Genomic DNA, 12,907 nt, shown 5'->3' on the forward strand with positions numbered 1-12,907 from the left:
AGTCACACCTGGGGCGGCTCTGAAGTTGCTGCAGCAAAATCTCTAGAATGTTTTCCCCAAAAATATTCCTCTATAAAATGTCCATTGGAGAGATCGTGTTTATTTTCACCATCCCAATAATATCGACCTAGCGCTAGTGTCTTTTCATGCACTCTTCGTAGAATTTCCACAATCGATAATTCTCTTACAGTTTCATATGTTCCCCAAAGAATCTGGGAGTTCATCAAATAGTCAAAATCAAATTGAGAGATCAGCCCAAATATATTCTCAATATTTTCATGATCAATCCCCGCGAATGCCTCATCTAGCGAGAACAAACGAGGGGAATCGGGCGCCGCGTGTGCATATTTTGCAGCGGCTGCAGCAAATAGTGGGCTGTACATACAAATGCCTTTTTCTCCTCCACTCAAGGCCTCAAACACTTTAATAGTAAATTCATCAAATTCTGCTTGCCCATCTTTTTTATATTCCAAAACAAATCGATACCACTTTCGATAATCTAGTAGTTCTTTCATTTTGACAGTTAACGAAAAGCGCGTGTCCTCTTTCGCCATGGCTCGTGCTTGCTCGACCTTGGTTTTGAAATGCTCCGCGATCCGCTCAAGGTCATGGTTATTCAGCCATTTGGTGTTCTTCGAAAGAAGTTCGACTAGTTTATCCGTCGACAATTCTCCCTGTTCTTTCGCAGGAAGGGGTTTCCACTTAAGCCGCATTCGAACGGTGGTGTCGATGTTTGAGAGAAAATAATTAGCTTTCTCTTCCCATGCTTTCGCTTTTTCTATCAGCCCACGGATAGTCGAACCGATGTCATCGATTAACACTTTCTCATACAATTCCCGTTCTTTTTCTTGGATGGCGAGCGCCGTCTCATCTCGGGTTGCTTGCAACTCTGCAAGTAACTGAATAGGTTTTATCTCAATATAACTAGGCATGAACGTGATGAACTGTCGACCGGTCCACTGTTGAAGCAGTTCCCATTCTCTCCCCTTACCCATACTTCTAATCTTTAACGTATGCCGAATTTGCTTCATGTCTTGGCCCATTAATTCACGTTCGGCATCGTAGATCGCTCGATCCAATGCCCCCTGTACATCACTGCCCTTTAACTCCTTATGCTTCAATTCCAAGTTGTGAACGGCCACACGCGTCATCCAATGAGGATCAGTAAAGCCAAAGCTTTTCTCCTCTTGAAATAACGATTCCCACGCTTGCTTGAGTTCTTCTAGTTCCAAGATGACCGAACCTTGAGTTTCAATTTGATTTTTAAGTCCTGTAATAGCCGACCGTAGATCAGCTCTACGTTGAATCCCTTTCTCTCTAGCCGCCTCGTTTTCCTTTTTCTTCAAGACAACTTCACCAATACGCACCAAGATATTCTGCTCGTCATCTTGAGTTGAGATTAGATTCAAAATCGTGTCCAGCTTAGCTGTTTTAGTCTTAATATCTCGGTATGCATCCACCTTATGCTCTTGAAGGGCATCTAGTTCATTCTCTAGATCGTAGATCCTATTTGAAGTATCATACGCTTTTTCCGTGAGTATTTTTCGGTGCGATATGAGATGAAAAAAGGTGCCGAGTTGCTTGCTGTACTCGCTAAGCTCGTCGAGAGCATTCTGATAGGCAGCCGATGTTCGTTCAATACGGTGGTAGGGTGCAGACTTTGACAGAAACTCATTGATGATCGGTAGGTTTTTTTTCTTCAAGGATTGAAGATTCGCCTCTTGTTGCTCTACTTGATCATTAGCCATTATTTCTTCCGTGTCCAATTTGCTGCGCTGCTTTTCCACCTTTTTCATAGGCTCAAGAGAAGGAAAATTTAATAAATCGGCATTTAATCGGCGCATTTGATTTTGAAGAAACGATACACGGTCTCCTGCCTCTTCAACACGCTTTTGTGAAGATTGAATTTCGGCTTGCAAACTCAAAATACGCTTTGCTCGAATGACTTCTCTCGCAGTTTTTCCGATGAGCCGGTCCTCTTGAATCGGAGCACTGCCGTGAATAAAACCATTTTGAAACTCTCCAGTATGCAAAATGAAGGAATCATCAGATCTCGAAATGGATATTCCTTGAAGCAAGCTCTCAATTCTGGATTGTGACAAGGCCTCATTCGGTATAGCTACTAAATACTGCGTTAAATTTCGAGTCTTGATCTGCTGTGTTCGGACGATGGGAAGCATCTCAAAAACGCGATCCTCATCTTCTTCTGAAACCAAAAGGGCCGTTAGAAGACCTGATTTTAAAATGGCTGCCTCGATGTTTGACCGAGTTTGTTCGTCCACTTCAGGTCGAAAATCAACAGCTTCATAAAAGCTTCTAAACAGAATGCCTTTTTCCCGCAGGGCGTTGCGACGGGATTGTTCGTCTCCAGAATAAGCAGGTTCAATTTCAGGTTGGTTTTGAAGTTCCTCGATTAGCTTTCTCCAAATCGCTTGCTGACTGTTCTCATGCTTAATCGCAAACCGATGCCCTTCAATTTCTTGGACGATCGGTTTTTCTAGCATTTGCTTCTGCTCGCTACACCTGAACTCTATTTCACGCGATGCCTCCTCGATCTCCTCATAAAGAAACGATACAAAAAAACCAATTAATTGTTGTTTGGATTTCTCTTCAAACACAAAGACTTGTGCATGAGTTTGCCATATTTCCAAATCTCTACCCAGATTCTCACGAACGTGTTCGGCAGTTTTTTGCAGTTCCATTCTCTTTTGCTTTACGGCTTCTAACTGCTGTTCTGCGCGATCTACTGCCTCTTCCGCATCCTTTTCGCGCAGTCTGCAAGTCTCAACCTCTCGGACTAAGTTTCGAATTGTAGAAAGGACTTTTTGGTAAGCTTGTAACTCTTCTTCCCAGTTTCTTCGAAAAATGACCAATTCTCCGTCTGAGTTCTTTTCCAAATGCGATAAGAACTGGTCGTGCGCCGAAAAAAACGTTTGTTTGGCAAGTTCCGTTAACTCATCGGCAATTTCGGTAATATCGTTCTTTGTCTTTTCTTTCTCGTAGGCATTTTGTTTTTGATCACGAATTACCGAGTCGAGCTTCATACTTTTGGTATTGTATTGATCCTCCAGCGTCTTAATGTTTTTTTCAACTTGTTCAAATTCCTCTTCATATTGGGCCTGTTGCTTCCGAAGGCCAAACACTTTGTGCCCTCTAAGGTGTTCCTCTTCCACATCCAGTGCTTGCTTTTCAGTTTCAAGACGTGCCAGAAGTTCTAGTAAATCTGCATGTTCATCTTCGTTTTTCTCGAATTGCTTTTGATCATTCTCAAGCGTTTGAATCGATCGATGAAGTTGCTTTTCGACCACTATATTTTCTTTTGAAATCTCATACAACCGATGTTCATTATAGGTTTGATAGGCCGACTGAAGTGCCTGGAGGTATCGAAGTGAATGCTCCAGTCTTTTGAGCTTCTCTTGATGAGCATCAATCGTTCCGATCGTCTGGATCATCGGCGACAAATCCTCATCTGCAAGTTCAGGTAGCGAATCCGATAATAGATTGGATACATCAGTTGGTTTAGTATCTCGAGAAAGTTTCGGACTCCGTAGTTGAATCAAAATATGAATCAACTCTTTAAACGTTTTGACGGAATCAAAACCGAACAAATATTGATTTACCATTTCGGTATAACGTGCTTGGCTCGCTGTAAATTCTCCGCCCCGTCCAATTTCTTCCTCCGCCTGTCTTTTTGTGAGCGGGAATTTTTTAATCTCCCCTCTGACATTTTCTTCAGAGTATAAGAAGAAATCGTGCCCGACCCGCCTGCCGTCATTAATTACAAAATACCAATAATCGATAGACCGTTCTTTGCGTTTACCATTCATCCCAATTCCAATCGTCAAATACGAGTCGCCTTTTTTAAATTCAAAATACAGGTATCCCGTTGCTTCCTCTTTTTGAGAGATATTTTTTTCACCAAGCAATAAATCAACCATTAATCGACTTTTTCCGCCAAACGGATCCAGACGACTTGGACTTTTATCTCCGTCTAGCAATATAGGGACCGCCATCGTTGTCGTTACAGATTTCCCACTACCATTTGCGCCACGAACAAACAATTTCCCATCAGCGAACTCAAATACTGAATCCGTGTGATACCAGAAATTAAAGAGTCCCAAACGATTGGGCTGGTAACGATGGACAGCCATTATTTCTCCGCCTCCTTCAGATATTCGCCTGTAATTCGACCCGCTAGATCATAACAATACAATTGTTTGTCTCCAATCAATTTGACGATTGAAAATTGTTCAAGTATTTCAAGCACCATCTTCCACGCTGCTTCTGATGATTTTATTTGTGTGAAGTCTTTGTTCCATCCAAAAAGAAATTTTTCTTTCACCGTAAGAAATATTTGAAATGCTTCGCGCTCATGCATTCGAATTCGGCCGTATAAATCAGGGATGATTTCGCCGCTCCTAACCTGATCAAATACCTCTGTTGCCCACTGAATGGCGGCATTCATTGTTTGGTTATTGCGAACATCTGGGTAATACTGCCCATATTGATATTCACTATGAACGATCGCGCTCATGGACTTATACCGCTCAACATGCATAAAATCGAACTGGCTCTCAATTTCCGCTTGCCATGATTCGAATCCACATTCCAAGGCTTCACGCTCTTCTGGTGTAAGTTCTTCATGTCGAAGAGCAGATTCTAAAAACCAAGTTCTTATGATCCGTTGTTTTGGCGTCGTGACTTCTTCGATTTCTTTTTGGACCACACTTTCAAACTCATCAATCGTTTGGAGCTTGGAAAGATCGCTAAAATACAGGGTCAAAACACGTCGAAACATCGACGTGGTCTGAAGCAATACTTCGTGATCGATTTGATCGCGAAAACCTTCAATTTGCTGATGAACTTCTTCGATTATGTATTGATCTCGGCAAAACTTAAGTGCCTCCACAAATGCCTTTCGCGTGCTTCTATCCTCCCAGCTAATGACTCCTGCTTCCTCAGGTGCATAGTTGAGTATTGCTTCACACGCATCTTGGAGAAGAAATTGTTGATCTTCACCTTTATCTTCAAAGTAAGCAAGCAAACATGCGAAGAATACATAACTTTGCTCCCTTTCGAACTCTAAAATGCCCATTGAAGGCCGTGAAATGAACGGAATTTTTTCGAGCTTTGCAAATGTACCGTCAACAATCAGATGATACCGAAATTGAGTACGAAAATATGCTTCCAAATCGCTTTCCTGTTTCTTAATAGCATAAAACATTTCAGGATCATCCACTTGACGTATCCAATAACGATCAAATAATGCTCGTACGCAATCTTGAAAAGGTATAATCTCTTTCATACGTTGCCAGCTCCGATTCGCTCAAATTCAAAGTTCCTCATCGTTAGTGTCCCGTCCTTAAAACGAACCTGTACCCAACGCTCTGAACGCTCTTTCATTTGGAATTTAGCACCACCATCGGTTCGTGCAATCTTTTTGCTCGAAGCACTCGCTTGTCCTATAAGATCAAGCAAAGTATTCCTAATAATCGGATGGAGGACGGGCAACTCTTCAATGATAATTTTCCCGTCAGCTGAGAGTTCGTCAAAATAACGACGGATAATCATTTGCCGCTCTTGGTGCTGCTTTAAAAGCTCATACTCTCGGAGTGGATTTTCATCGAGTGCATGTTTGATTTTCCCTTCCCGGCGCCCAGGCTTATTTTTGTTTATGGTAATCTCGTGTGGATCATACTCCCAAGCTGTATCATGATGGTCATCCGAGCGTTTTGGCATTGTATAAAGATGAAATGTTTGCTGCACCCCAAACACATATGCTGAAAGTCGATGGCACTCTTCAATCGTTCCTGCGCATGCAAATAGTCTAGCGAGTTGCAAACAATCGTTTTTGCGGCTTTTGAAATGGTTGTAGCGATCGGTTATTTGCTCGGCAATTTTAACGACACGAACAATCGTGTTCTTGGCCTGATCAATTAAGAAGCGAACACCTGGTTTTTTTCCATTGATCTCTATGAACCACCTTTTTAATCCTTGCCATTCTGAAAGCCGCGCTGATCGGGATTCTTCGGCACAAAAGTCACCAGTTAAATCCCTCTCTGCTTCTTTAGTTACGATGAATTCAACAATGCGTTGAATGGCATCATCCCGGATGTCATGGAGATATTGCCGGACTTTATCTTGTTTATCCATAATAACTAGGACAAAATTTTGAAGCATTTGAACAAATTTTTCTTTATAGGCTAAAAATGAGGCAGTTCGCATTAGTTCTTCATTGGAAGAAGAACGACTGATTTGGGCAAAAAAATTCGAAGATTCAGTTTGTAGCGATTTAAACCGATCCATGAGCTCTTTCCAAACAATCCGCAAGTCGAGAGTTTGCTTTTCTTCCCAATTTTTGAGCTTATCGAGTTCCTCCATCATACGGTTAGGAATATGCCGTTCAAACTCTATGCCTCGAATAGACAAAAGGCTATTTTGAAGCTCCGCAATCATACGTTCCAACTCAATCGTAATGTCTGTAATACTATATAGCGAGCGTCGATTTTTCAGTTCTTCGATGCGTTTTGCTTTTGAAGTATCTTGATGGCCAATTACATTCCCCCATTTTTCTAAGCTTTTCAGCGCATCATCAAGCTCCTTTTCCGTAAGATTCATAAATCTACCTTCAAATTCAGGCCGTTGTTTCATTTCAGCTAAAATTTCCGCAACTGTATACATGCTACCTTGAAACTCTAGTGCGGTTTTCTGGAACAAAAGACGACAAATCGGCCGATATATGTCCGCCTTACCTTCGGATAAATATTTAGTTTGTTCAATTTTATCAAAGAGGGAATACAACTTATTCATCCCTTTCTTTAATTAAATCTGGTACATTGGTACAGTCTTTAGTCATAGGAGATTGATTAGCATCGTTCACATGTCCTATTTAGAAACGGGGATTTATTGGTAGAATTTTATACATTATTTATATTCGCCAAAATATGACACGTGTCCTTCTTCCATGATAGTCATATTGACCGTCACAACTGTGCAAAAAGCCAATCAGAAATCGCTCCACCAAATAAAAAACTCAAGCTGTTATGAGCTCGAGTTAATCAGAATAGATAAATGCGACTACTATAATAATTCCTCACCAACAACACACAGCAATCCACATGTACCGTATGCGGAAACATTTCTACCTCCACTAGCTGAACTTCGACGGTGCGGCTCCTCAAACATTCACAAATCCTTTTCCAACGTTCCCGCCCCCCCTTCCTAAACACTTAGTTGAATTTACTCCCCCCTCAATCCTTATAAGGATCAAACTCATCCGCTCCCGCCATACAGACACCGATTGGTTTCAGAACGTGCATTACCTCGATTGTTTCGGCATGGGCATCCAGTACTTCTTGAAGCTTCCGGTAAACGAACGGGCTCTCGTCGGTGCCTGCGCCGCGGAGCTCGACGCCGAAGTCGCGGACGGCGTTCAGCATTTGCTCCGTGGAGATTTGCCCGCCGGTACGAGCGCGGGTTTTCCAGTTCATTTTGCCTGCCGCTTGCGTCCGGCTCATGATGCGGCCCGCTCCGTGAACGGTGCTGTAGAAAGCATCGCGGTTCTCCGCGGTATCCTTTCCCCTCACGATAACGGAAATGTCGCCCATGCTGCCGCCGATAAAGCCGATCTGTCCCGGTGCAGACGGGGTTGCCCCCTTACGGACTACCACGACTTCTTTCCCGTTATGGGTCTCTTTCCAAGCATAGTTATGATGGTTATGCACCTCAAAGTCCGCTTCCGTTCCCAGTATCGACAGCACTTCTCGAATCACATAATCCCGTCCGGCATAGGCGTAGCGTCCTGCCAGCTTCATCGCACGGTAATACATATCGCCGAGCTCGCTGCTCAAGTCCAGCAGTATAGGAGCCTGATCCATCTTCTCGCCGGGGGCGTTAGCCAGAAACTCTCTGCCGGCAGCAAGGTTGATAAAACCGCTCGCGGTTTTATGCCCGAAGCCACGGCTGCCAAAATGATTCCCGACCCACACGCGGCCGGTTCCCGCTTCTTCAAAGATATCGACGAAATGGTTCCCGCTGCCGACCGTGCCGAGTTGATCGCGGGCCAGCGTTTTCAGCTTATCGTGCACTTGGTTGCCGAGCGCCTTGTATACGTCCCAATCCGGATCGTCGAACAGGTCATGATCAATTTTCTCGCTATTGACGCGCCCCACTCCGAATGAGATTTTACGTGCGATGTCGTCCATGATTTTTGCCAGTCTAGGCTTTACGTCTTCCACGTGCAGATGGGTTCGCACGGCCTTATTCCCGCACGCAATATCGTACCCCACGCCCGATGGCGAGATTTGCCCGTCGTATACGACGACACCGCCGATCGGCTGGCTGTAGCCTTTGTGATGATCCGCCATGAGCAGTGTTTGCACGACGTTGCCGGTCTCCGCACACATTTTCGCTTGAGCAAGCGCCCCCTCGTCGGGCTTCCCCCAGACACGTACGCCGTTAATCGTTTGATATGCCATATGATCCATCTCCCTTAAAAATGATTACGGCTATAGCCGTTAATTTTCACCAAATGTTTTTTTGTGATCAGGCATTGCGTATGCTACCCTATAGGAAAATATATACAATAATAAGGAGGCGGTAACTTGAAAAAGATGTACTTGCTCTTGGGTGTAGTCGGTACGGTCTTTCCCTATTATTTCTTGATCCAGTTCCTGAGCGAGCATGGACTACAACTCAACCTATTCGTCGATTTCTTATTCGCAAATGCGATCTCTACTTTTTTCACCGTCGATTTCTTTATTTCGTGTATCGTGTTCGTGTTGTTCATGTTCAACGAATCCCGTAAATATAACATGAGGAAAGAAAAATGGATTTGTCTTGCGGCACTACTCACAGTCGGGCTGTCTCTGGCGCTTCCGTTATTTTTGTTTTTCAGACATTCTTATGTGAATAAATCTGTTCATAGGGCCTGATACACCGCAAAATTCGTCTCCTCTGATGCTTTCTCAACATTCAAAGGTCTACTTCAAGCCTACAGGCGGGTCGGGCGGTTTCAATATTTTTCGTATAACCAAGCTCGAGAGCGGCTATCAAGTCCAGCACAACTCGGTGAAAAACCAGTACCCGACATTCGACGCTCTCTATGAGCAAGGCGGGCAGATCGGGTATCTCCAGCCAACGCTGTCCGGAGCAGGATTCAGCAAGGCCGACACCGAACGGGTTGAGGCGGAACTGAAGACGCTCGGCAAATCCGTCGGACGACTGTTTGACGGGTGCAAAAAAGGGTTTCGTGAGCTAGGCCTCGATGTTGCCTTGGACCATACGTCAGGCAATATGGAAGGAAAAAGTAAGATCTTTGGCCCGCCGGCACTTTCGTGTCGGCTTTCTGTGTTTATTTTCGCTTATTTCGGAGCCGGTGAACATGGCAAAAGTATGACGATTACAACGAAACTTTCCTTTCCGATCCAGTCCGTCCCCTGCTACAATGAAAAGAAGGTTGTTTGACGAACGGGGGAATTCCGATGGCCAAGGAGAGTTTCGATAAGGAGATCCAATTTCTGCGTATGCTCGTGCTGACAAGCGGCGCCTATAACAGGCAGCAGTTCGCGGAGCGACTGGGTATATCCGTCCACACCTTCGACAAAACGATCCGCCGGCTCAAAGAAATCGTGAGCTCGATGTACCGGCGTTTGCCGCAGGAGCAGAGCAGAGAGTTCGCCGAAACGATCCGGCTCAGCTATTACGACTCTACCGATCCGATGCTGCTGTTCCTGTTTCGCGCCAAATCCGTCAAAGAATCCGAAAGCCACCGAATCTCGCTGCTCCTCAGTGCCATGAACGACCAAGCGCTGACGGCCATGGAGCTTATGGACATCTGCTGCAGCAGTCTGTCTATCGACCTTCCCCAGCCCGATGAGAAGACGATCCGGTCGGATCTCAAATATTTGGAGGAGGTCGGCGTCATCCGAAGGGAGTCCGTTACTCGCCCCTACCGGTACCGGGTCCAAAACGACCTGATCCGGCAACTAACGGATGAAGAGCTTGTCGATTTGTATGATTTTGTGGATGTTATGGCGAACACGCAGGTCCCTTCCGTACAAGGCTATTTGCTGCGCGACGGCTTGAAAAAGCATTTGCTGCGCAATCATGCGGAGAAGCACGCCATCGAGCCGTTTTTATACAAGTATCACTATTACTCGCGGATTTTGGACGAGGCGCATTTGTTCACGCTGCTTAGCGCCATCCGGCACCACCGTAAAGTCCGGTTCCTGTATTTCTCGCCGAAAGCCGACAAAAGCTACGCCTCCCAAAATACGAACCCGCTATTCGAACGGGAAACGGAGGGCAAATGGGAAACGACGCTTCCGCTTAAGGTCGTCTACGATCACCAGTATGGCAGATGGTATTTGCTCTCGAACGGCAGGGAAGGAATCCGGAAATACCGGATGGAAGGGATGACACAGATCGAAGAAGATGAGCGCGTGGACGAGGCGTTGTTTGAGGAGAAGACGAACGAGCTGGAGGAAAAAATCCGCTATAGCTGGCTGATCGACACCGGCCGGACGGTGAAGGTTCGGGTCCGATTTTTCAATCCGGATTCGATCGAGTCCAACTTTGTAAAGGAACGGGTTTTGCTGCAAGGACAGTGGGGACAGATCGTGGACGAGGACGAATGTTCTTTTATCTATGAAATTACCGTTAACGGGACTACTGAAATTAAGCCATGGCTGCGGAGCTTCGGTTCCAGCTGCGAGGTGCTCGAGCCCGCTCATTTACGCCGGGAAATGATTGCCGAATGGAAGGAGATTCAGGCTTACTATGAATCTGTTTGAGAAAATTTTTAACTACCAGATCATCTCCCGCCTGGAAGGTTCCGGTACGTTCATGATCACCTCGCACGAAAGAGCGTGGCTGAAAACGATGCTGGCGCAACCCGCGGCAGCCGAAGCTTTCACGGCGGATACGTTAGACAAGCTGCGCTCAATCCTCGAGCCGGACCCGATGATGGATATCTCCGACCACCTCATCCAAAAAGCGTCCAGCATGGAAAAACAGGTCTACCACCCGCTCCTGCGCGTTTTACGCCGGCTTATTATGAACAAGAGCGGAATCCGGCTAACCTACAGGCTCAAGGGAGGGCGCGTGAACAAGGATCATTCCGGGCTGCCGTACAAGCTGGAATACTCCATGGTCAAGAGAGAATGGTATCTGTTATGGTATCACCTCCGAAATCGGGCGTTCATGAGCACCCGGCTGGCCAACATGATTTCCGTCGCGGAGGAGTACCTCCCATCATCGGAAGCCGACAGCATCCTGCTAAGGATCGGCCGGACGCTCAACTCTCGCAAAAGCGAGGCCGTCATCGAAGTCGTCCGCATGTACAATGCAGAACTGTCCCGCATCCTGTACGCCTTCTCCAGCTTCGAAAAAGACGTCGAGTACGATTCGGAGAACGACGTTTACAGAGTCAGGGTTTGTTTGCTTGGGGACGAATGCGAGTATTTGCTATCCAAGCTCCGATTTCTCGGGAAGCGCGTACGGGTCGTCGAGGGCGATTACTTGAAAAAACGGATGCTGGAATCGTCGACGAAGGCGTTGGAGCGGTATGGGGTGAATACGGCGGAAGAGGAGTTGTCTTCGTAGGCGGGTTGGGCGTGCTGGGTATGGGAGGATACATATGGCGGATTATATAAAGATTAACCAGACAACCCTTTCCGTAATGAAAGGGGATATTACGAAAGTTACAGCCGATGTTATTGTCAACGCCGCAAACACAAGTCTTTTGGGCGGCGGTGGCGTGGACGGTGCTATTCATAAAGCCGGAGGCAAAACAATCCTAGAAGAGTGCGTAAAAATCAGAGAGAGGCAGGGTGGCTGTGCAGTCGGCGAAGCGGTTATAACATCAGCGGGCAGCCTGCCTGCTTCCTATATCATTCATACCGTCGGTCCCGTGTGGAACGGAGGAAACAGCAACGAAATTGAAAAACTGAGGAGCTGCTACAAGAACTCACTGCGGCTCGCCATGGAGAACAAAGCCAAAAGCATTGCTTTCCCGAATATCAGCACGGGTATTTACCGTTTCCCCAAACAGATCGCGGCTGAAACCGCTCTTGAATCCGTAGTATTTTATTTGGATTCCTTGATTTCCGGGCAAGATACGATTGATCAAATCTACTTCGTTTGTTTTGATGATGAGAATTATGATTACATACCGAAATAAGCTCGGTACATTGATCTGACGAAGACTGAATTCCACGCAAAAAAGGGTGTCTGAACCTTAATAAGATTCAGACACCTTTTCGATTTTATAGCCGCAGATTGGCGGCAATTTCTTTATAGGCTTCGTGCTCCTTTTCTGCATATCAACACTTGCACATGACGTAACGTCATGTTTTATAGTGTAGTTACCGGTTATAACGAAGCTAACCTACTTTAACATGCAGAGGAGGAACGGGCATGACGGAAAACCATGCGGCAAACAACGAGATCAGCGCAGAAGAAGAATACGAATTGGTAACAACACGGGTGATGAATGCATCCCCTGCTCTCGTTTACGAAGCCTGGACAAAGCCCGAGCATTTGGCGCAGTGGTGGGGCCCGAACGGGTTTACGAACACGTTTCACGAATTTGATTTACGGCCGGGCGGGATATGGGAGTTTGTGATGCACGGACCGAACGGAGTCGATTATCCCAACAAAAGCGAATTTGTCGAAATTAGGCCTGAACGGATCGTGCTGCGGCATATTAGCGCACCCTATTTTCAGCTCACGGCAACTTTCGAGGATCTTGGCGGCAAAACCAGACTGACTTGGCGCCAGCTTTTCGAAAACGCTAGAGAATTCGAGGCCATCAAGAAATTCGCCGCTCCAGCCAACGAGCAAAATCTTGACCGGTTCGAAGCGCATTTACTGAAGATGTCCGTCTGAGAACCCGAGTCCCTTTTCC

Annotated in this window: 10 protein-coding genes; 6 read left to right on the top strand and 4 right to left on the bottom strand. The window is 45.9% G+C overall.

The features are described 5' to 3' along the window. Positions 1-2: 2 nt before the first annotated feature. From ACKGJP_RS32430 to ACKGJP_RS32445, 4 genes are all read right to left on the bottom strand, one after another. The gene (locus ACKGJP_RS32430) at positions 3-4,151 is read right to left on the bottom strand and encodes a TIGR02680 family protein (protein WP_409342865.1); all 4,149 of its coding nucleotides are present in this window, start codon (positions 4,149-4,151) and stop codon (positions 3-5) included. Beyond that, the gene (locus ACKGJP_RS32435; RefSeq protein ID WP_409342866.1) at positions 4,151-5,305 is read right to left on the bottom strand and encodes a TIGR02678 family protein; all 1,155 of its coding nucleotides are present in this window, start codon (positions 5,303-5,305) and stop codon (positions 4,151-4,153) included. Before ACKGJP_RS32435 ends, ACKGJP_RS32430 begins: the two co-directional genes overlap by 1 nt. Beyond that, positions 5,302-6,810, bottom strand: a complete 1,509-nt coding sequence (locus ACKGJP_RS32440) for a TIGR02677 family protein (RefSeq protein ID WP_409342867.1) — start codon at positions 6,808-6,810, stop codon at positions 5,302-5,304. Before ACKGJP_RS32440 ends, ACKGJP_RS32435 begins: the two co-directional genes overlap by 4 nt. Positions 6,811-7,250: 440 nt before the next feature. Then, on the bottom strand, positions 7,251-8,477 hold the full coding sequence (locus ACKGJP_RS32445) for an RtcB family protein (RefSeq protein ID WP_409342868.1): 1,227 nt from the start codon (positions 8,475-8,477) through the stop codon (positions 7,251-7,253). Between the two features lie 135 nt (positions 8,478-8,612). Between ACKGJP_RS32445 and ACKGJP_RS32450 the strand changes: the two genes are divergently transcribed. The 6 genes from ACKGJP_RS32450 to ACKGJP_RS32475 all read left to right on the top strand — a co-directional run bounded on the left by ACKGJP_RS32450 (position 8,613) and on the right by ACKGJP_RS32475 (position 12,888). Further along, on the top strand, positions 8,613-8,933 hold the full coding sequence (locus ACKGJP_RS32450; protein ID WP_409347315.1) for a DUF2834 domain-containing protein: 321 nt from the start codon (positions 8,613-8,615) through the stop codon (positions 8,931-8,933). A 25-nt stretch (positions 8,934-8,958) separates the two neighbouring features. After that, a complete protein-coding gene (locus tag ACKGJP_RS32455; protein ID WP_409342869.1) occupies positions 8,959-9,465 on the top strand; it encodes a hypothetical protein in 507 nt (168 codons plus the stop codon). Between the two features lie 17 nt (positions 9,466-9,482). After that, a complete protein-coding gene (locus tag ACKGJP_RS32460) occupies positions 9,483-10,793 on the top strand; it encodes a helix-turn-helix transcriptional regulator (protein WP_409342870.1) in 1,311 nt (436 codons plus the stop codon). After that, positions 10,780-11,604, top strand: coding sequence for a WYL domain-containing protein (locus ACKGJP_RS32465; protein WP_409342871.1), 825 nt, complete (start codon positions 10,780-10,782; stop codon positions 11,602-11,604). The genes ACKGJP_RS32460 and ACKGJP_RS32465 overlap by 14 nt, the downstream gene beginning before the upstream one ends. A 34-nt stretch (positions 11,605-11,638) precedes the next feature. After that, positions 11,639-12,181, top strand: a complete 543-nt coding sequence (locus tag ACKGJP_RS32470) for an O-acetyl-ADP-ribose deacetylase (RefSeq protein WP_409342872.1) — start codon at positions 11,639-11,641, stop codon at positions 12,179-12,181. Between the two features lie 236 nt (positions 12,182-12,417). Further along, positions 12,418-12,888 carry an SRPBCC family protein gene (locus ACKGJP_RS32475; protein ID WP_409342873.1) on the top strand — a complete coding sequence of 157 codons (471 nt, stop codon included), beginning with the start codon at positions 12,418-12,420 and terminating at the stop codon, positions 12,886-12,888. Positions 12,889-12,907 lie beyond the last annotated feature (19 nt).

Source organism: Paenibacillus litoralis (genome assembly GCF_046244365.1).
Taxonomy (GTDB): Bacteria; Bacillota; Bacilli; order Paenibacillales; family NBRC-103111; genus Paenibacillus_V.